At 54.1% G+C, this 20,771-nt stretch carries 17 protein-coding genes and 1 tRNA gene; 10 read left to right on the forward strand and 8 right to left on the reverse strand.

Annotated elements, in window-relative coordinates; translation table 11 throughout:
* The first annotated feature begins 394 nt into the window (after positions 1-394).
* From OSO_RS0122075 to OSO_RS0122110, 7 genes are all read left to right on the forward strand, one after another.
* Positions 395-904 (forward strand): Crp/Fnr family transcriptional regulator, encoded by a 510-nt coding sequence (locus OSO_RS0122075; protein WP_010585293.1) that lies wholly within the window; start codon positions 395-397, stop codon positions 902-904.
* A gap of 52 nt (positions 905-956) precedes the next feature.
* Complete coding sequence (locus OSO_RS0122080) at positions 957-2,063, forward strand: 4Fe-4S dicluster domain-containing protein (RefSeq protein ID WP_010585294.1); 1,107 nt, start codon at positions 957-959, stop codon at positions 2,061-2,063.
* Positions 2,060-2,917 (forward strand): FAD/NAD(P)-binding protein, encoded by an 858-nt coding sequence (locus OSO_RS0122085; RefSeq protein ID WP_010585295.1) that lies wholly within the window; start codon positions 2,060-2,062, stop codon positions 2,915-2,917. The genes OSO_RS0122080 and OSO_RS0122085 overlap by 4 nt, the downstream gene beginning before the upstream one ends.
* A complete protein-coding gene (locus OSO_RS0122090) occupies positions 2,917-3,699 on the forward strand; it encodes an NADH-quinone oxidoreductase subunit B family protein (RefSeq protein WP_010585296.1) in 783 nt (260 codons plus the stop codon). Before OSO_RS0122085 ends, OSO_RS0122090 begins: the two co-directional genes overlap by 1 nt.
* Before the next feature lie 34 nt (positions 3,700-3,733).
* The gene (locus OSO_RS0122095; RefSeq protein ID WP_010585297.1) at positions 3,734-5,038 is read left to right on the forward strand and encodes a Ni/Fe hydrogenase subunit alpha; all 1,305 of its coding nucleotides are present in this window, start codon (positions 3,734-3,736) and stop codon (positions 5,036-5,038) included.
* Positions 5,035-5,481, forward strand: coding sequence for a hydrogenase maturation protease (locus OSO_RS0122100; RefSeq protein WP_010585298.1), 447 nt, complete (start codon positions 5,035-5,037; stop codon positions 5,479-5,481). Before OSO_RS0122095 ends, OSO_RS0122100 begins: the two co-directional genes overlap by 4 nt.
* 348 nt (positions 5,482-5,829) lie before the next feature.
* A complete protein-coding gene (locus OSO_RS0122110) occupies positions 5,830-6,090 on the forward strand; it encodes a hypothetical protein (protein WP_157605385.1) in 261 nt (86 codons plus the stop codon).
* A gap of 267 nt (positions 6,091-6,357) precedes the next feature.
* Here OSO_RS0122110 and OSO_RS0122115 read toward each other — a convergent pair whose 3' ends face one another.
* Positions 6,358-7,530: a prenyltransferase/squalene oxidase repeat-containing protein gene (locus tag OSO_RS0122115; protein WP_010585301.1), complete on the reverse strand. Its 1,173-nt coding sequence runs from the start codon at positions 7,528-7,530 to the stop codon at positions 6,358-6,360.
* 392 nt (positions 7,531-7,922) lie between these two features.
* Here OSO_RS0122115 and OSO_RS0122120 point away from each other — a divergent pair, with 392 nt between their 5' ends.
* On the forward strand, positions 7,923-8,207 hold the full coding sequence (locus OSO_RS0122120) for an antibiotic biosynthesis monooxygenase family protein (protein ID WP_010585302.1): 285 nt from the start codon (positions 7,923-7,925) through the stop codon (positions 8,205-8,207).
* Positions 8,208-8,336: 129 nt separating this feature from the next.
* On the opposite strand, the gene OSO_RS0122125 is transcribed toward OSO_RS0122120, so the two are convergent.
* The gene (locus tag OSO_RS0122125; RefSeq protein WP_157605386.1) at positions 8,337-10,322 is read right to left on the reverse strand and encodes a tetratricopeptide repeat protein; all 1,986 of its coding nucleotides are present in this window, start codon (positions 10,320-10,322) and stop codon (positions 8,337-8,339) included.
* Positions 10,323-10,836: 514 nt separating this feature from the next.
* Here OSO_RS0122125 and OSO_RS0122130 point away from each other — a divergent pair.
* Together OSO_RS0122130 and OSO_RS50905 are read left to right on the forward strand one after the other, a co-directional pair.
* Positions 10,837-12,003 (forward strand): pyridoxal phosphate-dependent aminotransferase, encoded by a 1,167-nt coding sequence (locus tag OSO_RS0122130; RefSeq protein WP_010585304.1) that lies wholly within the window; start codon positions 10,837-10,839, stop codon positions 12,001-12,003.
* 1,418 nt (positions 12,004-13,421) lie between these two features.
* A complete protein-coding gene (locus OSO_RS50905; protein WP_157605387.1) occupies positions 13,422-13,571 on the forward strand; it encodes a hypothetical protein in 150 nt (49 codons plus the stop codon).
* A gap of 657 nt (positions 13,572-14,228) precedes the next feature.
* Here the strand turns inward: OSO_RS50905 and OSO_RS0122155 are convergent.
* The 6 genes from OSO_RS0122155 to OSO_RS0122185 all read right to left on the reverse strand — a co-directional run bounded on the left by OSO_RS0122155 (position 14,229) and on the right by OSO_RS0122185 (position 20,705).
* Positions 14,229-14,301: transfer RNA gene (locus OSO_RS0122155), tRNA-Asn, on the reverse strand.
* Positions 14,302-14,490: 189 nt separating this feature from the next.
* A complete protein-coding gene (locus OSO_RS0122160; RefSeq protein ID WP_010585308.1) occupies positions 14,491-15,819 on the reverse strand; it encodes a PQQ-binding-like beta-propeller repeat protein in 1,329 nt (442 codons plus the stop codon).
* A gap of 347 nt (positions 15,820-16,166) precedes the next feature.
* Positions 16,167-16,631, reverse strand: a complete 465-nt coding sequence (locus tag OSO_RS0122165; RefSeq protein ID WP_010585309.1) for a NanQ anomerase/TabA/YiaL family protein — start codon at positions 16,629-16,631, stop codon at positions 16,167-16,169.
* 318 nt (positions 16,632-16,949) lie between these two features.
* Positions 16,950-17,420, reverse strand: coding sequence for a MaoC family dehydratase (locus OSO_RS0122170; RefSeq protein ID WP_040593032.1), 471 nt, complete (start codon positions 17,418-17,420; stop codon positions 16,950-16,952).
* Between the two features lie 225 nt (positions 17,421-17,645).
* Positions 17,646-19,190 (reverse strand): PAS domain-containing sensor histidine kinase, encoded by a 1,545-nt coding sequence (locus OSO_RS48400; RefSeq protein ID WP_010585311.1) that lies wholly within the window; start codon positions 19,188-19,190, stop codon positions 17,646-17,648.
* Positions 19,191-19,769: 579 nt separating this feature from the next.
* Positions 19,770-20,705, reverse strand: coding sequence for a LysR family transcriptional regulator (locus tag OSO_RS0122185; RefSeq protein WP_010585313.1), 936 nt, complete (start codon positions 20,703-20,705; stop codon positions 19,770-19,772).
* Between the last annotated feature and the right edge of the window lie 66 nt (positions 20,706-20,771).

Here is a 20,771-nt window from a genome sequence, read left to right on the forward strand (position 1 = left end):
GGAATCGAGCAATGGCACAACATCGCTCGGTGCACGAGGCTCCATCGACATGGCCTGATCGCAACAGCGGATCGCTTCTGAGCGTATCGCCTTCGCGATCAAAATGCATGCAAATCGTCATCCCAACCCAGCAAGTCTATCACTAGCCAATGAAGCGAATGGCCATCGGTCGTCGTTGTCAGCGCCGAGTGGCTGTGCAACCAGCAGTCGACTTCGATTCGAAGTGAAGGCAGTCGGCCTGTTCGCGAATCACGTTAGATCGCGGTAGGATTCAATCCGACACTTCGCACCGTTGAGGCTTCACACACAGTTCACTGGCTGGAGACTGGTAACAATCAGGCATGCGCCACTTTCTGCGGTAAATCGCGTCGTCGCACCACTTCGGAGAAATTCAATGTCGTTATTCAACACGATCAGCGATTGTGATTTCCTCCGAGGCATGCCTCAAGCACTCCTCGAACGCCTTGTACAGATTGCGCAGCCCTGCACGTACGCCCCCGGCACGATTTTGTTTTTAGAAGGCCGGCAACATGCACTTTTTCATGTGATCACGGCAGGTCATGTTCGTCTCGACATGCTCGTTCCGCGAAGAGGCAAGATTCCCATTCTGACGGTCGGCGCCGGCGACGTTCTGGCCTGGTCAGCATTGATTGGAAACGGCACCATGACTGCCACGGCTGTCGCACTCGAGCCAGTGCAGACAATTGCATTCGCTGGTGATCAATTGAAACAATTGTGCGAAACTGAGCACGAAATTGGCTACTTTGTCATGCGGCAATTGTCATCCGCTTTGTCACGACGACTCGTCGCCACGCGCCTGCAACAGCTTGATCTGTTTGCAGAAGACTTCCCGATGTCTGACGTCCCTTCTCCCCTCAGCCGATCGGGTGATCTCCAATGTTGACGCACTTCCTTTCGTCGCAATGTAACCTGGCTCCTTCGAAACACCTGCTCCCATGACACCTACTCCGCGTTTCGTTGCCAGAAAGGACCTGCAAAGACTCATTGTCGAGCTTCAAACGCGCGACTATCACGTCATCGGACCGACAATCGATCAGGACGCGATCGTCTACGATGAAGTCACGTCAGTCGAACAACTACCTCAAGGATGGACGGATGAGCAGGCACCAGGACACTATCGACTGAAGCAACGAGACGACGGTGCATGGTTCGGCTATGCCGTTGGTCCGCATTGTTGGAAGAAATACCTTTTTCCACCGAAGGCGACGTTGCTGAGCGCCGAAAAAACAGAGCAGGGTTGGGCCTTCATCCCGCACGCAGCCGATACGACCAAGTACGCGTTTCTGGGCGTGCGTGCATGCGAACTGGCCGCAATTCAAATTCAGGATCGAGCCTTTCTTGAGGGGCCATATCAAGACCCGCTGTATCGCGAACGGCGCGAGCAACTCTTAATCATTGCGGTGAACTGTACTCAGGCTGCCACCACTTGCTTCTGCACGTCGATGAAAACGGGCCCCAACTGCCAAAGCGGCTTCGATCTGGCTTTGACCGAAATCGAACAAGGGTTCCTGTGCGACGTCGGATCAACTCTTGGTGCCGACATCCTCTCTGCGTGCCCCACATTGCTGGCCACATCAAAACAACTTGAAGAGGGGTCGACCGCTCGTCAACAAGCCGTGGATCAAATCACACGCCAGCTTGATACCAGTGACCTACCAGGCTTGCTGCTCTCGAACTTGGATCATCCACACTGGAAGGAAGTGGGGGATCGATGCCTTTCCTGCACGAACTGTACGATGGTCTGTCCGACCTGCTTCTGCTCGTCGGTGACGGAAGTCCGTGATTTGAACATGGAGCGCGTCGAGCGAGAGCGAGTTTGGGACTCCTGCTTTAATCCAGACTTCAGTTATCTCGGCGGAACCCCGGTCCGCAATGAGACGGCCGCGAGATATCGGCAGTGGTTGACACATAAGCTCGATTCCTGGCACGCTCAATTTGGCACGTCGGGCTGTGTCGGTTGCGGGCGCTGTATCACTTGGTGCCCGGTCGGAATCGATCTGACCGAAGAAGTTGTCGCGATTCGAAAGACACCTGCACCATGACGACTTGCTCATTCACGCTCCGCAGCAACCCATGGCTCACAGATTCGGTTCAGATTGTCGATATCGTCAATGAAACCAACGGCATCGCAACGTACCGCCTCATGATCCAAGGGACGCCAGCCCCATCGGCATATCAATTCACTCCAGGCCAGTTCAACATGCTGTACCTGCCCGGGGTGGGTGAATCGGCCATTTCAATGAGCGGCGATCCGGATCAATCGGACGGATGGATCCATACGGTGCGAGTCGCCGGAAACGTAACTCGGATGCTCGCCAAACTGGCTGTCGGCGACACGTTAGGAGTTCGCGGTCCATTCGGAACAGGTTGGCCACTCGACCAACTCGTCGGCAATGACATCATCGTCGTCGCGGGGGGCCTTGGACTGGCACCGCTAAGGCCTTTGATTTATTACCTGATCAGTCATCGCAACTTGTTCCAAAAGATCTGGCTCATTTGCGGTGCGCGCGATTCTGCAGGTCTCCTCTATCGACAGGAGTTGCCGCTCTGGCGTCAAAAAAGAATCGACGTCCAATTGACCGTTGATCGAGCAACTCCAGACTGGTCCGGCCAAATCGGCGTTGTAACGCAGTTGATCGATCGCCTGCATCTTGATCTTCCCCAGAAGACACACTTAGTCGCATGTGGCCCAGAGGTCATGATGAAGTACGCTGCCGCAAGCGGACTTCGACTTGGATTAGACGCAAGCCGAATCTGGGTCTCACTCGAAAGGAACATGCAGTGCGCCACCGGACTGTGCGGACATTGTCAGCTCGGTCCAGAATTCATCTGCAAAGATGGCCCCGTGCTGCGTTACGATCGGATTCACCCCTATCTGTTCGTGGAGCAATTGTGATGGTACGTAGACCACGACTGGCCGTGTTCAAGTTTGCTTCTTGCGATGGCTGCCAACTTTCGCTGTTGGATGCGGAAGACGAATTACTCGAACTTTGTGATCGAGTCGACATTGCTCATTTCGCAGAGGCGAGCAGTGACCTGCAATCTGGTCCGTACGATGTGGCCCTTGTCGAGGGGTCAATTACAACCGACGAGGACGCTGCTCGAATTCTTCGTGTCCGACGCGATTCACATTTTCTAATCACGATTGGCGCTTGCGCAACTGCGGGTGGGATTCAAGCACTACGAGCGTGGGGAGACCTCGACGAATGGGTGGCGTCAGTCTATCCGAGACCAGAATTCATTCAGACACTCGCAACCTCAACCGCAATCGCAGAACATGTTCACGTCGATTTCGAACTTCACGGTTGTCCGATCAACCATCATCAGTTGATCGACGTCCTGATCGCAGTCACCGAAGGTCGACGGCCAAACGTGCCAAGCCACAGTGTTTGCCTGGACTGCAAGCGTCGTGGAAATGTGTGCCACGTGGTCACACGGAGCATCGCGTGCCTGGGACCGATCACCAACTCAGGATGCGGCGCGATCTGCCCGACCTACAATCGTGGATGCTATGGTTGCTACGGTCCCAGCCAACCAGCCAACACATCATCGCTACTCAAGCGATTTCAAGAGTTTGGACAACGCGCAGATCAACTCGTGCCATTGCTCAGGTCATTCAATGCGGCCGCTCCTGCTTTCCGGCACGCATCAGACCAGCTAGCGATTCTGAAAGACTGAACGTCCAATTTGACCACGTGAGGAATCTTGATCCGTGAACCAACCCGACGTCATCCGAGTTCCAATTCTGACCCGCGTCGAAGGCGAAGGCGGGGTGACGATTCGTCTGCGCGATGGAAAGATCGAGAACGTACACCTGAATATTTTTGAACCCCCTCGCCTCTTTGAAGCGCTGCTGCGTGGGCGACCACTCGAAGACACTCCAGACATCACTGCACGTATCTGCGGTATCTGTCCGGTGGCGTATCAAATGAGTTCCATCCACGCGCTCGAATCAGCACTCGAGATCCAGATCACCCCCGAGATCCGTACGCTACGCCGACTGATGTACTGCGGTGAGTGGATCGAGAGTCATGCCCTGCATGTCCATTTTCTACATGCCCCCGACTTCTTTGGTGCGGCGAGCGGAATGGCGCTGGCGCCGCGCTTTCCGAACGAAATCAAGCGTGGACTTGAGCTGAAGAAATTCGGCAATCGACTGCTCGAGACTATCGGAGGACGTGCGATTCACCCCGTCAACGCCATGGTCGGCGGGTTCTATCGATTGCCAAAGCGCGACGAGCTCACTTCGCTGATTCGCCATTTTGAATGGGGCGTCAACGCCGCGGTTGAGACGACTCGTTGGGTCGCCAGTTTTCCATTCCCTGATTTTGACGGTTCTTACGAGTTTGTCTCACTCAGTCATCCTGATGAATATCCGATGAACGAGGGAGACATCGTATCCAGTTCCGGCCTTCACATTCACGTCTCTGAATTCCATCGGCACTTCATTGAAGAACAAGTCGCTCATTCCACGGCCCTGCACGCCGAACGTCGTCCCCAGCGCTCGCCCTATTTTCTGGGGCCACTCGCACGCGTGAATCTCAATCGAGATCGACTCTCTGTCACCGCAACAACACTCGCAGATGAACTTCGCTTCCCCTTCGATTGCCGCAATCCCTTCATGAGCATCATCGCGCGAGGGCTGGAACTTGTGCACGCCTTTGAGGAAGCCTTGGCCATTCTGCGAAGTTATGATCCTTCAGGAATCAATTCCGTTGCCTACAAGTCCAAAGTGGGAAGCGGATGTGCCGCGACCGAGGCACCACGAGGTTTGTTATTTCATGAGTATCACGTCGACTCCTCAGGAAAACTTGTATCGGGCCGGATCGTTCCTCCGACGTCACAGAATCAGAAGCAAATTGAGCAGGACTTGACTGTCTATCTGACAATGCGTTTGCAATCCGGTGCATCTCGTGACGAACTATCGCTCGACTGCGAGCGATTGGTACGCACCTATGATCCCTGTATCAGCTGCTCGACGCACTGTCTTAAAGTGCGATGGGAGAACGCCTCATGACCCGCCCACTCGTCGTCGGACTGGGAGGCCGGCACGGAGACGATGAAGCAGGCTGGTTGGTCATCCAACGCCTTCAAGAACTTGGCTATGCGCACGATCGCCTATTTCGCGCCAGGCATCCGGCAGAAGTCCTCGACGTCATTGATGCGAACACGGAACTCATTATTTGCGATGCCTGTCGAGGTGCAGGGGCACCCGGAATGTTTCTTCAGCTCCACTGGCCTACGGATCAGCTCGTGTATGCACGGCCGAACAGTTCGCATGAATTCTCTCTTTCGGACACACTCGAGCTTGGAGCTCAGCTTGACTCCGGACCTCGGATGGTGGAAATCTGGGCAATCGAAGGAGAAGTTTGGTGCGCCGGCGCAGAAGTGTCCCCTGTCGTCCGCGCGGCTGCCACCCAGGTCGCCGAGTTAATTTGGGATGCTCGTTGCGACTCATGAATGGCTGGACGTCCGTCGTCAGCAAGTCGACTGAAAGTGCAATTTCAGCAATGAAACCTCAACAAACGGCAACATCAAATTTGATTTCGAAATGTTTTCACTTCGACTCTGACAGATGACGCAGCGGGCCATCGAGACGAAGTCATCGACACTTCTGGGAGGTATCGATTGCGCGAAACAACCGCATTCTTTCGCAAGGCTCAATGATCGGAAACTTTCTCTAAAATCTTTGTTGGGAGCCAGAGTCTCCGGAAAAAGATCGACGCCGTAACTCAGACACGGTACGCTTTCCAAATGAAAACTACGCCCCACTTGATATCTGCCATCAAAAGTGGTGATCTTTTCGCCATGAGCGATCTACATGCACTTGATCATCCCGAGATCGTGCTGCTGATCAAGGATCAGGCATTCTGCCGCCTCGGATGCTCAAAATCGGGGTCTCCGACGTCCAAAGTCGTCGACGACACGGTCGTGAGGCTTTCGCCAAGCCCCGGAATCCGCAATGGATTCCAAATTACCTGCTCAACCGTGGAAGAGGCCGAGACGATCGCCGATGCCCTACAGGGACTCATCGACGACGTGTATCCGGGAATGTTTGCAAAAAAATAACAGCCTCGCCGAACGCGAGACGTCAATGAAAACGCGCTGGTTGATCAAACGCTTAGTAGCTTCGCGCACCTTGACGCGGATTCTCTTGGCAAGACGATGCCCTCGAACAACCAGCTGAATAGATTGGGAAAAGCCCCCTGATATTCTTAGTGGCGTCGCATTTGCGAATCCGCGTGAAGCCAGTTCCCATGAATGCATGGCTGCGAGCAGGAAACGCGCCGTGTATGCGATGATCTTCAGACGGGGAATGTTGGCAACGCAGTTCGATTATCTCTGAAAAATCGGCAGCAACTGGTACGCTGGCGTGAGCGCGAGAATAGCAAGTGACGTTGTGTATGGGCGTCCAAAATAGTCGCCATTGTGGTCGTTTTCCGGGTCCCATGATCCGTCGGGCGACTGATGGGAAACCAGCGTTTCTGCGAGGGACGGGAAGAACTGGCTCCAGTATTCGCCGCCGAGTTGAAACATCCCCTGGCTGCAATAGTAAGCGCCATAGTGGTATGGTCCCGCGCCGCGATTGTATTGCCGAAATGACTGTCGAAGTACCCAATCTCCCGCGCTTTGCGCCGCTTCAGATTGATGCTCCCCACCCAGCGCAAGTGACACGATCGCCCCCCCTGCGACACCGCGAGTCGCCAAATTCGCCCCGCCTGGCAAGTCATACGTGAACGTCGATTGTCGTGAGTCAAATCCGCGGCGAATGTAATCCAACGCATCATCGATATACACTTTTGAGACATTGAATTCCGCATTTCGAGCTGACCGATAGAACATCAATTGCCACGAGCTAACAGAGATGTCCGCATCCCAGTTCTGACGTGGCCGCAGATATCGCCATCCCCCTTGTTCGCGGGGATTGCGTCTGGGTTTGACCTGCTGCTCACGCGTGAATTTGAGTGCGCGACGGATCGTCTCTGCGATCAGTTGTTGGCGTTCGCCCGGAACCATTCCGTAGACTTCGGTCAGCATCAGTCCTGCAATGGCATGGTTGTAGTTTCCCGCGTGCGACGCCCCATCGTGAACATGCTCCGCCTCGGGCTCCGCGGCGGAAAGAAGGCCATCCTCACGCTGACACGATTGTACGAATTCGACGGCCTTAAAGAGTAGGTCTCCGTGCGGTCCTTCTCCGGGGATATGCCCACGAGACAGAAACGCGAGAACGGCCAACGCCGTAATCCCAGGCTGCCCCGTCCCTGGCGCCTTGATCGAACCATCTCCTCCTTGCTGTGATGCCAAGTACACCAATCCCCGATCGACAGCCCTGTCAACTCGTTTCCATTGCGTGGCGTCGAGCACATCGATCGGACTCGGCTCGAAAGTGGCGATCTTATGCAGAACCGGATCGGCCGCATGAATTGGCTGAGGCAGTCGCCAAAACGGAAAAGTCAGAGCGCACCAAACCTCAAACGCCCCGATGGTGACGCGTGAAACGTCGTGCATTCAAAACTCCTCGGCCGAGCTCAATTGACTTCATCATCGTCGGGCATGAATCAAGCCGTCCACGTTGGGGGCTTTAACGAGAAAGCTGGAAGACGTATGCGTCAGGCTAAGACGAGATGTCATCGAAATCAACTGTTTGTCCGAAACGCTCGGCTATTTAAGCAGTCGAACAATCGGTTAACAAAAATTTGGTCGAAGCTCTCGTGAACACGCCTGCCCGTTGGGGTCTGTCCTGAACACGAGGAGCTCGCGAATCGCGGAGCTAGTGGTGATGAACGTATCCGTTCGCTAATCTGACGGCTGTGGTGGACCACCACTCGCACTTTGCTGTTCACAATTCGTCCTCGAATGGTGTGCGATCGTCCAAAAATATTCTCAGCGAGAGACTCCAGATGATTACAGTCGGAATGAATTATCACGTGCTGCCCGGGAAACAATCCGATTTTGAAGAGAAGTTCGCGGCCGTCATCGGCGCACTGCGGGCCGCCGCCGGTCATACCAGTTCCACCCTGTGGAAAGACGTGAGCGACGATGTGTCATACCTCATTACCAGCGAGTGGTCAGATGAGGCCGCGTTCAAATCGTTCATCAGCAGTGACGCTTTTCGCGCCGTAACAACGTGGGGCAAGGAACAGATTCTATCGGGACGGCCGCAGCATAAGATCTACAAGCACTAAGCCAGCAACTTGTAGAAGATCACGACGCTGTCGACTTCCGGAAGACCACAACTCCAAGCCGCGCCGGACCTGATCTCCGGCGTGCCACCTTTGCAATCGAGTCAATTCTCTCGATGGGTGAACCGCCGGTCACTTTGTGGTTTTGGCAGTCCGGAGATCGCGTTTCAAGTGTTCCAGCTCAAGTGGTGGTTGCTCGGTCCGACGCCGAAACTCGCGCCATTGCGTCAACGCTTCAGTCTCATGACCAGCGTCTCGATCGATGAGCGCGAGCAATCGTCGGGCCTCAACATTGTCGGGACGGATGTTGATCGCCGTCCGAAGGTGATCGAACGCGTCATCCAAGCGTCCGTGCCTTTGCAATAGTTTCGCGTACTCGACGTGTGCTTCAGCGAGGTTGGGATTCATCCGTAAGGCAATCTCACAACATTCAGCAGCTTTTTTTTCGTCATTTTGAGACGCGAAAAGCTGACCAATCTGAAGATAGACCTTGGGAAAGTTCGGAGCCAGTCGCAGCGCAGTTTGATAACACGCAGCGGCCTCGTTGACGTAGCCGAGGCTGGCCAGCACTCTCCCCAATTGATAATGCGTATTCGCCTGGTTCGGATCGATCTTGATTGCTTGCGTCAACAACATGCCCGCCTCTTTCGGGTGCCCCGAATCTGCTTTCAGAATTCCGAGCATAGTCAACGCGGTCGCATTTTCCGACGTGACGTCCGCCGTATGCTGCCACAGTTTTTCGGAGTCGCCCCAAAGCGCCAATTGATACGATGTCAGCGTCACCAAGGTCGCTACCACGACAGCAAGAGTCACGACGGGAAGCTGATTGGGCCGTGGCCTTCGTGCATCAATCCGAGACTGAATCCACTTCTGCCAGACACCTCCTGCGACGAGCGCCCAGGGAAGACATGACAGATAGGAATAACGGTCTGCCGCGATTTGCTGACCACTTTGAGTCAGCCCCAGCACCGGAGAAGCGAGGACAATGGCGCTCAGCCAGGCCGCCATTGCGCCTGTTGCGCGATAACTTCGGGCCAAAAACCCGAGCGAGAAAGTCATGACGCAAACAACGAGGATACTCAAAAAATATTCGGCCCCGAAGGGATCGATCGGCAGTCGGATCGGATAAAGAGGCGCAAGAGATACAGGAACGAGCGTTGTCCGTAAGTACCATACGATGCCGTAACAGCAAACGGCCAGACGTGCCGACAATGGATGCCGGTCCCAACTGAGCATGGCAGATGCTTGTTCTTGTCCGATCAATGCAAGCACCATGATCGGAATCGACAAAATCACATAGGGAAGTTTTTCGAGTAATCGTCGTTTCCTAACGATCCCATGGCTCTGATTCGCCGTCCAAAACAGCGGAAGTCGTCCTAGATACCAATCGAGAATCAGCAGGACGACGGGAAGTGTCATCCCAATCGCCTTGGAAAGCAGGGACAACGCAAAGCAAATTAATGACGCCATGAGCCAGCGGCGATTCATCGATGATTGATCGTTTCCGCCAAAAGCACATCCCCGCAAATAGCACAGAACAGACGCCAAGAGGAACGTCGTTGACAGCAATTCACGCCGTTCTGTAATCCAAGCGACGACTTCGACACGAAGTGGATGCAAACCAAACAACATAGCCGCACAGGCCGCACCCCAGACCGAATTGATATGCCTAGCGCCCTTTCTCTGTGAAGCCGATGATGAGACGTCGAGTAGACGACAGCCAAGGAAATAGACCAGAACAACATTTGTCGCATGCAAGAGCACGTTCGTCAGGTGAAATCCCATTGACCGTAGGTCACCAAGGGGCGTCTCGCCCCATACGACGTAGTCCAACGCCAGACTCATCCAGCTCAGCGGTTGATACGGCCCCATGTGCGTCGTGGTCCACATCCAGCGCAAATGAGAACCACTCAGCCCCCGAAATTCCCAGTTCTCGACGAAGTTCTTGCCATCGTCCCAATTCACGAACCCAAATACGATCGAAGGTGCATAGACGGCCAGGGCGAACAGAAACAACGCCGTCGCGACGACGCATGTCACAAAACGTTGCCCTCGTAAAGCAGGTGAATGTGGTACCTGCAGGTACGTTGCTGCGGCCGGCGAAACTGCTGAACTCACGATCTTCTCGGATCATCAACGGCGTACGACTTGCACAACACCCTACATGGATGCCATGAGCTCGCAATTGGAACAAAGTCGAAGAGCAAAGTTAAGTCAGGATCCACTGGAGACCTGCATGTTCGACATCGTGTTCGCCGCCCGCGGCCCTAACAGACTGTTGAAGTGACGGGGACTGGCTCCGACCAGATTAAAAAACGCCATGACATCGTGAATGCCGAGGTGCGGGCCCCCTTACTTCAACAGGCTGCTAACAAAGTCGCAAGCTTGAATTCGCACACACAACGCACGTCTCATCGACGCGCACAAACAACGGAATCCCATCCGAACAAAGGATTCTCCTCGGCGTCCATGATCGCTAGCCGGACGAACCGTTTCTCAGCACAATTGCGATCGGTCTTCGATCGACGTTTTGGCAAGTCAGTCTCCGAGACAGTTCTTTTACCAAACCGCTCGATACAATTCCGACGATTCCTGGTTGAGTGTCAGACAGAACGAAGTGTTGAGGTTAGACGTGGCCCTTGCGAAGCGCGTACAGTATTTCACCGAATCCGTGATCCGCGACATGACTCGATTGGCGGTACGCCACAACGCGATTAATCTTGGGCAGGGCATGCCCGATTTCGATGCCCCGCAAGAGGTCAAAGAGGCTGCGTGCAAGGCCATTCGGGACGGATATAATCAGTACGCCATCACCTGGGGCGCACCTGCATTGCGGCAGGCAATCGCCGAAAAGGCCAGGCGATTTAACGGCATCGAGTGTGATCCCGATACGCACGTCACCGTCTGCTGCGGGGCCACCGAATGTATGATGGCCACGATGATGGCGCTCATTGATCCCGGTGACGAAGTCATTATCTTTCAACCGTTTTATGAGAACTATGGCCCGGACGCGCTGCTGACGGGAGCAACTCCCGTGTGGGTCCATCTGCGCGCGCCACATTGGACGTTTGATCTCGATGAATTGCGGCGGGCATTCAGTCCGCGAACACGTGCCCTGATTATCAATACTCCGAACAATCCGACAGGGCATGTCTTTTCCAAAGTCGAACTCGAACAGATCGCCGCGCTTTGCCTCGAACACAACGTTTACGTCCTCGCTGATGAGATCTACGAGTACATTAACTTCTCTGACAAACCGCACATCAGTATCGCCACACTGCCGGGAATGTCCGAAAGAACCGTGACTATCAGTGGCCTTTCGAAGACGTTCAGCGTGACCGGTTGGCGATTGGGTTATTGCATCGCGCCGCCAGAGCTCACGAATGGCATTCGAAAGGCACACGATTTTTTAACAGTTGGCGCGCCACATCCGTTGCAGATGGCTGGTGCTGCTGCGCTGGCACTGCCTGATTCGTACTACGATTCGTTGCGCGCCGGATATCTTCGGCGAAAGGAAAAGTTCCTGCCGTACCTGAAAGCGGCGGGATTCAAATTCGACGACGTCGAAGGAGCCTACTACGTAATGACCGACATCGCAGATCTCGGTGCAACAGACGATACCGAGTTCGTGAAGTGGATGATTCGTGAGATCGGCGTATCAGCCGTGCCGGGCAGCAGCTTCTATTCTCCGCGCGAACGAGGTCGCACTCAAGTCCGATTCATGTTCGCGAAGAAAGAGGAAACACTCGAAGCCGCAGGCGAGCGTCTGCTCCAAATCCGCGAGCGTCTTTCAGACTAAGAACCAGTAGAAGTCGACCAGAGCAACGACGGAATAGTTTTTCAAGCCTGAATTGAGACGTGGATGAACGGACTGTGAATTCGGCCAACGAACCTGCTGGAAATGCGCACGAACCGATCAGAATCGAGCGGCTGTGGAGCTTCCCTCCGATCACCAGCGAATGTTTGCCACTCAAGGTGCACTGTTTGGGGAACGCCGTATCGCAATGTTCGGATGCCCCGAGGCGACTTGCCCCCCTTCACGCTGCCAGATTACAGACAAACCGCCACGAGCGTCTTCGGCGAGGCCAGATCATGCGAGAGTTCTTCAGGGGTTGGAAACGCAAGGTCGGCATTGTCACACTGCTGCTTGCGTGTGCGTTCGCGGCCGCGTGGGTACAGACATTCTCAGCGTGTGACATTCTCATTTTGAAGTGGTTCTCCGTCGCGTCCTTCGAAAACGCGATGGGAATTATTCTTGAGACGAAACGCGCCGCGCAACGGAATACATTGATCTGGCAATACACCGACCACGCCGACATTGACTCTGTCCTCTCATCGGACGCTGAATGGAAATGGCAGGTTCTTGGTTTTGGGTACGTCAGCAGCCCTACGATCAAATCTGCCGCAATTTTGTTCATCCCCTACTGGCTCATCGTTGTCCCCCTAGCCGTGCTTTCGGCTTACCTCCTGTTCAGCAAGCCAAGAGTACGATCAGTGAAGGTGCCCATATGAGCTATTTCAAGCCTCTACGGCGCAAGCTTGGCGTCGTGACGCTGCTGATGGCGTGCGTGTTCATGGTAGGGTGGGTGCGCAGCAGATGGATTGTTGACACGTTTTGGATTGTGAGTGGCGATCACAGGATTGAAGTTTTTGTGTCGGTTCCGAATCACGCCGGCTGGTTCCGACTTCGCAGCATCGCTTTGGACAAGAAGAGAAGCCAATACGTATATTGACAGTCAGGTGCGGTTTCCAACAATTTGCGGACGAACAATTTAGACTTGCCTGAGCAACAAATCCTACGAAGTCGGTGATGCTGACGTCGCTCGCCGAATCATGCCTTACTGATCGATCGTCATCCCGCTGACGTTGATTTCCGCGTATCTGACCCAGCCGATCACGTATTGAGCGATCCGCTCCGAATCAAGCCATTGAGCCATGAACAGCGACTTCAAATCTCTACGACGCAAGCTTGGCATTGTCACACTGCTTCTGGCGTGCGCGTTCGCGGCGTGCTGGATGGCAAGCGTTGACAATCATCATGACGTTTGCATCTCTCGCGGACGTCAAACATTTGAAGTCTTCACTTCAATCAATGGGCAGATCACATGGAGTCACATCAGTGCGCCGGATAGTGTGAATGTGAATCTTGGGTGGACCCCTTACGCATATACTCCTCATCAAGCGGTTGAGTGGAGCTGGAGATCATGCGAATTCGGCATGGGGAAGATCCTCGTTGGTGATGCGAGGTTAGCCACGGGAGAATCATTGTTCGTGCCCTACTGGTCGATTGTTCTCCCACTGACGCTGCTCTCGGCCTGGTTGCTGCTCGGCCAGCCGCGGGCGAAGCTTTCGAAAAGCGTAGCCTAAATAGCCCTGAAATCGACGTTCAACTCTCCTTCTCCGTGGTTTGAGGTGTAGCCCTTTGTCACCAATTGGTGACATTCCAATTACGCTTTTGCAGAAATCGGCAGAAGCGCTTGGTGTCGCCTGGCAATTCTCATGTCGACTTTCAGATAATTCGAATCCTTTCCTGGAGAAGATAGTTCGCGGCACATCGTGTTTGACGGAGCCCTTCGTGCACATTTCGTGCGATAAGTCGATGCAACTCTTCTTGCAATATTGCCATCTGGATTGCCTTATGATTTTGAGCTTCGGTTGCGTGTGTTAGACGCGTTGTCCCAACTCAGCTTGCTGAGCAGCAGATAGACGGAAAGCACGCCCAGTGGCGCAATGGCATACATTCGGACGCACTCCGTGTCAGCCGGGCAAGGTAGTGATCTTTCCCGTTGATTCGGACACGAGCTTGGCCGGTTCCGCTGTGAAGAGTGTACTTCGGGCGAGAACGGGGTTTTGACGTCGGCATGGTGCGGCCTCTTTCTGAGGATCATGGAACCACACAAGAGGGTTCCATGCCGCACTGCCGGAAACAGAAGAGGGTAGGGAAGTGGTAGTTAACTCACTTCCCTACCCTATCTTTTCGCTTGCAGGTGACCGTAACTAACGGCCCAGCAATGTCTTACAGAGCTCCCCGACTAGGGCTCGAACCTAGGACCTAGCGGTTAACAGCCGCTCGCTCTACCGATTGAGCTATCGGGGAATGTCGTTCGACAGGGCTATTGATATTGAATTCGGCCGCTTGTTGCAAGCCCACAGGGGGACTCAAAAATTTGGCGGTGTTCGCACCTCTTTTCGGCTGTTTTTTGGGAAAACTTGCTCAAAAATTGTCGAGGCGAACTTGAACTGCCGGGATGAAATGTTCTCGACATCGCCGAAATCTAGCAACGAACTATTTGGCAGCCAACGAGACGCAAACCAGCTCTTTATCGTTGCGCGCAAAGACGCATTTGTTCGAGAACGCCGGGTGCGACCAGACGACATCGCGGCCAAAGCATTCACCCGTTGGATCGATCAAATGAAATCGGCTGATTTCGTCGTAACCCTTTGCCGACAAATGGGCCAGAATTAAATCACCGGTTTCGCTGAACAGAATGTATCGGTCGCCATTCTTCACGATGAAGACGGTCCCATGGTTTCCACGTCGCGTCCCGGTCGTCGCGGCGAATGTTTCCCACAGGCGTTTGCCGGTGCTCAGTTCGACCCCTCGTAGTTGTCCACCACGGCATTCGGCGCCGTACAAGATCCCTGCGTCGTCGATGATCGGAGTCGTGTTGGCCGCATAAACAGCGGTGTCGTTGCGGCCACGCCACACAACTTCAGCAGCCGGCTTTTTTGAATCGAGCTTGAGTAGCGCCCCCACATTGCCGATACCGCTCGCAAAAAGAAAGTCACCGTGCTTCTGCGGAATCATGATCGACATTCCGTAATCGGGCTTAAGCGGGATCGTCCAGTAAATCACCCCGCTTTCCGGATTCAGACTGTTGATGGCATCCGCGTGCCAGATCACCAGTTGCTTCACCCCTGCCGCTTCGATCATCGAAGGCGGACAGTACCCGATCTCGGTCGCAGAGAGACCTCGCCACAGCTCTTTTCCTGTGTCCTTATCGAAGGCGACGACCACGCTTCCTTCGCCTCCCACCATGCAAAACAGCCGTTGCCCATCGACGAGGGGCGGGCTGCTGAACCCCCAGATGGGAGTCGGTGCATTGAAGCTCTTCTTCAAATCCTTCGACCAAACCACTTGACCAGTTGCGGCGTCCAGACATAGCAGATTGCCTTCGGCCCCCTGCGTGTAAACCTTGCCTTCGTGTACGGTTGGGGTCGCGCGCGGTCCCGATGGATAGGAAATATTATACTGAACGGAATCAGAATGTCGCCAAACGGTGTCGCCCGTCTCGGCATCAAGGCACAGGACGCGTTCTTCTCCAACAAGCGTGCGCCGTGTACCGGGATCATTGCCCGTTTCGCCTGACTTTTTCACATAGTCTGTGATGTAGACTTTTCCCGCCACGACCACGGGCCCCGAATACCCGAGACCGACGGGGACTCGCCATTTCGCCGTCAGCCCCTGTTCAGGGAACTTTTCGATCAGACCGGACTCACGCCAGACTCCGTCCCGATTGAGCCCCAACCACTGCGGCCAATCGTCCGCATGGGTCAACCCCGCATTAACGGTAGCCGTCAACATCAACGCGATCATCCAGGAATTCTTCACCACGATACTCGTTCCATCTACAGGAAGTTGAACTTCGTCGAGAGACACTACGAAATGATCACCGGTCCGCACGAGGCGTTGGCAAGATTGTAGACAAGGACCACCGAACGAACAGGGGCGGAGCGCTCACAACACGCTCCATTGGCAGTCTGCAAATGGAGCCGGCCCGCATTTCGAATTTACCAATGCGGCCGAGTATTAACATCCACCGATTCTCGGCTTAGCAGCCTATTGAAATAACGGCAACAGACTCCGCCCAATTTCAAGAACACCCGGGTGTCGTGAATGCCACGGTGCCCGCCTGATTTTGCTCAACAGGCTAATTTTAACAGCCTGTTGGAGTGGCTGCGTTACGAGACCGCGACCTTCACAACCACTTTGACAACCTCCTTCGGAACGGGAGGATTTCCCATCGCGAGACAAGGAGCGTGAATATCCTCGGGGTAGAAAATCATGATTGTGCCCATCGGAGCCTCGAAATATTCGGTTCCCGGCTCGTAGAAGATCACATCTTTCTCGTCAGAGTAGGGCGTCTTTACGACGGGAGCCTTCTCAAGCTGGGCGATACCAATCTTTTCGCTACCGCCGGCCATGAACTGGACGTCGATGTATTTACGATGAGATTCCCAGACGGCCTGTTCCGGAAGCCGCGTCTTATAACGTTGAACGATGCTGACCAACTTTTTTCCGTCGAGTTCGTATTGTCCGCTTTCCACATGCGTGAAGTCTGTACTTCCCAGATATTCAATCGCGCGGACGATCCCACTGGGAAGGTGAGCATACTTGGCATAGTTCTCGATGCTGTCGACAATCATCGCGGACCTTTCGTCGTGGAAACGTAGAGAACAGAGCGATCTCGATGCCAACAACGGCACTCAATTTTGCTCGAAGGTGGATTGGACGAACGACCTGTTAAAATCACGAGGACAAGCACCTTGATCTTCACGTTGTCATGGTGTTTTTAATTCAGCTCGGAGCCGGCTTCCGCGATTTCAACTGGACCCTCAAGGTGGACCAGGCTCAACGCCGACATCCGCCTTGAAGCGAAGGTTTACAACGAAACCGGACATGCGGAAAGTGCAGGGGACGATTCCAAAGCGATTTCGATCATGACGTCTCTGTACTGGCGTTTCTCAAGGAGTCCTAAAGACGATAATCTTCCCCGTAAAGATCTGTTTCACTTCCCCAAACTGATCGTGTGTCTCGCTCCGGACCGTCGCAATCCCCCGATCGGGTCGCGATCGCGACGTTCGAATCTCGAGAATTTCGCTTTCCACCTGCAGAATCGAACCTGGACGAGTTGGAGTCGGCCAACTGAGTTCCGCTCCGGCGCCGATCAGTCCACCGGCGAGTGGCAAGCCACTCTCGACGAGCAGCCGCATCGTAATCGACGCCGTATGCCAGCCACTGGCGACGAGACCGTGGAAGAACGAGTCTTTCGCCGCTTCGGCATCGAGATGAAACGGTTGAGGATCAAATTGGGTTGCGAACTGCTTGATCTGAACCTCATCAACCAAATACGTTCCACTGACGAACTTTTGTCCCACCGTGAGATCTTCGAGGTAGTACTTGCGTCCCGCTTCAGGCAGCTCTGGATTGCTCATCGTTTCGACCTCATTGATTTGAAAGCGCACCGCCAAACGACAGATTGAACTGGCGGCACAGCCACTTGGTGCTGACAAGCTTACGAGTATCGTCCGCAGGCCCGTTGGCCTGCTTGCAACGAGTTCATCAACTTGTCACGAGCTTCGAAGCTCCGCACGACGCTGCCCCAGGCACTCACGGACACCTTCGGTCGCTGTCCAATTGTCGCAGATCGAAACCCGGAATCAATGAGACGACGCCAGCGGAAACCAAACGTGAACGGTGGTCCCACGTCCCGCTTCCGACTCAATATCCAGGTGGCCGCGCATCAGTCCGGCACGCTCCTGCATCGTAATCAATCCCATACTCGCACCTTCGAGCGCTTCCGCCGTGGCCTTTGCAACATTGAAACCGTTGCCGTCATCGTGAATCGCCAAATAGAGTTCGTCATTCCGCAATCGCAGGTCGACGTCAATCCGTTTCGCGCCGGAATGGCGCAGCGCATTGGTGATCGCTTCCTGCGAAATTCGAAAACAAACGATCGCCAGATCCTGGGGGATCTGAATCTCCACCGGATTCACGTCAATCTTTGTCTGAATTCCTGCGAGATCCGCTTGCTGCCGCAAATACCAGTGCAGCGCCGCAACCAACCCCAATTCGTTCAAATGCGGCGGCCGCAAGTTCAGCGACAGATTTCGAACTTGGCCGATCGCGCGATCAATCATCTCCATCGTTTCCAACACACGGGTGTTCACAGACGTTTCCGTGGCATCTTGCGACCGCCGCAGATTTAGCTTCATCGCCGTCAGCAGTTGACCGATCTCGTCGTGCAACTCGCGGGCAAAATGCTTAAGTTCAGACTCCCTGGTCGAAATCAACTGCCGTGAGAGATACTCGAGACGAACGCGACTCTCGCGCAGTTCATCTTCTGCCAACTTGCGTTTCGTGATGTCGGAAAAAGTCACCGCCACTGCGGAGGGGTTGGCAGTCGGCCCGATAGGGACGGCATTGACCGAGATCCAAACCAATTCCTCTGAGGGCTGATAGACACCCATCACAACATCGCATTGTGGAACACCATTCTTCAGACAAATCTTTGCGGGATGAGCGTCCACGCCCAATTCCGATCCATCTTCGTTGATGGCACGCCAGCATGAATGAAGCGAAGTGCAGGCGCTCACGGGCGTTTGAGCCAAGCCCAGAATTCGTTCAGCACTTCTGTTGCATATCTGAACCCTGCCGTCACGCGTCACGAGCATGAAGCCCTCTTGAATCGAGTCAATCGCCACTGAGAATAGTTCTTTGCTCTCGCTCAATTTGGCGGCAGTTAACTTACGCTCTGCGATCTCGGTTCTAAGTGACTCATTCGTCGCGCGAATTTCCGCCGTTCGGACGACGACTTTGTTCTCTAGCTCAAGATGAGCCTGTCTCATTGCCATGACGACACGCCGACGAGACCAGATCAAACCAAAGCCAGCGATCGCACCTAAGACGCGGTACTGAAAAAGCGCGGTATTACGGACGGATTCCATGCGAAAAATGGGTGGAACCAGAAATGCCGCCAGGACAACTCCCGCATACAATAGAAACTCAGCGCGCCCCCGAACGAACGTCCCCACATAGATGAGGACCAGAATATAAAGCATGCTCCACGAGCGATCGAATGGGCGGAACGCATCCATTGCACACGTCACTATCAGGAGCAGGACGCCCAAGGCGACATGCCTCATCTTGTTGACGTCGAACCTGCTCTCAAACGCCTGCGACGAGGCCATGGAATCCAAGTCCATTTGCTATCCGTGTCAAACGGGTTCAGGGAACACATTCCAAAGATCAAAACGTCACTGTGAGCATCTATTACCCGGCATTTCCGACTCGCGTCGCAGGAGTTCCCACGACTTCATGGCCCCGTTTCGCTGAAATCATCCTTTTGGCTGGGCACGTTGCTGTTCGATCTTCGCAAAACGGGTGATGCCAGCAAAGCAGGATCAACCACCTACGTTGAAACACGAACACAAGCGGCAACAGAATTTCTGCTGCAGGCGTTCGCTTCCGCGACGAGAGATCTTGGCAGAAATCATCAAATTCGCCAACACGATCCTCAGGCACCAGACGTCACACAGATCTTGAACGAGCAGGGACTGGCTCGGCACAGATTCGAAAATATTTTGCCATCATCAATACGATCGCCTTCTGCCCCCATTTTTTGAACGGGAGGCTCGCCCTGCAGGACATTGACATCTGAACTTAGAGAATTAATTCCAGACCGTCGCAAGCTCTCAATATTACAGAAAAAACAGAAACCGAGATTATGCCAATTTCCGACCGACACGAGCAAGCGAAATTGCAAATCCGCATGAGACAGCAATTCATCTGGCCCGCTTCAATGGATATTTGAGGCGTTTGTTCAAGAACTCCTGCAGCTTCAGTATTGAATCCGCTGGCCGATCATTCCGCCTCATCAAAATCCCGCTGTCAATGGGGCGAACCTGATTCCCCAGCGACTGAACCGCCAGGCGCCTTCCTTTTGTCACGGCTCCCGAAGCATGCAGTGGTACAATGGCGATTCCCATTCCCGACTCGACCATTCGCACAATCAGATCCGTGTTCGTAGCCTCGAACTCCACCCGCGGCGTCAAACTTTGCCTCTGGAATGCTTCGACAACATGACGCCGCCCCGTTGATCCGCGTTCGTACATAATCAATGGGAACGGTTCAAGATCGGCGAGTCGAATTCGGCGTTTCATCGCGAGCTGATGTTGCGGTGGTGTGATCAGACTCCATGACATCGAAAACAAATGCCGATAGACGAGATCAGGCGACGATTCATAGGGTGCCGCGACCCCAAAACAGATCTCCTGCGACTCCAGCAGCGATTGTTCGATCTCCTGCTCGGTCCGTGCACTCAGTCGCACGTGCAAATCCGGATAAGAAAGATGGAACTCCTGGATGACATCAATCAGTGAATATGCGATCAAATACTGACTGGCAACCACATGCAGTTCTTGCGGAGTTTCTGTCTCTTGAAACACGTTGCAAAGCTGTATCGCACGTTCAAGAAAGGCCTCGGCGTAGGGCAGCAGTTGGTGACCTTGAGGAGTCAACGGACTGCGCCGCCTGGGACCACGATATTTGTAGTACAACTCCGCTCCTAACAGTCCTTCAAGTACGAGCAAACGACTGCGCAGCCCCTGTTCTGAAATAAACAATGCTTCGGCAGCGGCTCGCAGGCTTCCTTGCCGCGCCAGTTGTACGAACGCCGACACTTGATCTGTCGTGAGCGAACCTATCGCCGCTTGAATCACGGGCCACCTCTCTTTTCCCACCGGCCTTATAACGTAAAAATCGTTTTATAATATTATAAAAACAAT

This window comes from Schlesneria paludicola DSM 18645, assembly GCF_000255655.1.
GTDB classification, from domain to species: Bacteria; Planctomycetota; Planctomycetia; order Planctomycetales; family Planctomycetaceae; genus Schlesneria; species Schlesneria paludicola.

Bases quoted from the DNA above. Each gene is read 5' to 3' on its own strand.
- OSO_RS0122075 (WP_010585293.1), top strand. From the start codon at position 395: ATGTCGTTATTCAACACGATCAGCGATTGTGATTTCCTCCGAGGCATG.
- OSO_RS50905 (WP_157605387.1), top strand. From the start codon at position 13,422: ATGGGGAAGATCCTCGTTGGTGATGCGAGGTTAGCCACGGGAGAATCA.
- OSO_RS0122090 (WP_010585296.1), top strand. From the start codon at position 2,917: ATGGTACGTAGACCACGACTGGCCGTGTTCAAGTTTGCTTCTTGCGAT.
- OSO_RS48400 (WP_010585311.1), bottom strand. From the start codon at position 19,190: ATGGACTTGGATTCCATGGCCTCGTCGCAGGCGTTTGAGAGCAGGTTC.
- OSO_RS0122080 (WP_010585294.1), top strand. From the start codon at position 957: ATGACACCTACTCCGCGTTTCGTTGCCAGAAAGGACCTGCAAAGACTC.
- OSO_RS0122115 (WP_010585301.1), bottom strand. From the start codon at position 7,530: ATGCACGACGTTTCACGCGTCACCATCGGGGCGTTTGAGGTTTGGTGC.
- OSO_RS0122085 (WP_010585295.1), top strand. From the start codon at position 2,060: ATGACGACTTGCTCATTCACGCTCCGCAGCAACCCATGGCTCACAGAT.
- OSO_RS0122165 (WP_010585309.1), bottom strand. From the start codon at position 16,631: ATGATTGTCGACAGCATCGAGAACTATGCCAAGTATGCTCACCTTCCC.
- OSO_RS0122110 (WP_157605385.1), top strand. From the start codon at position 5,830: ATGAGCGATCTACATGCACTTGATCATCCCGAGATCGTGCTGCTGATC.
- OSO_RS0122170 (WP_040593032.1), bottom strand. From the start codon at position 17,420: ATGAGCAATCCAGAGCTGCCTGAAGCGGGACGCAAGTACTACCTCGAA.
- OSO_RS0122120 (WP_010585302.1), top strand. From the start codon at position 7,923: ATGATTACAGTCGGAATGAATTATCACGTGCTGCCCGGGAAACAATCC.
- OSO_RS0122100 (WP_010585298.1), top strand. From the start codon at position 5,035: ATGACCCGCCCACTCGTCGTCGGACTGGGAGGCCGGCACGGAGACGAT.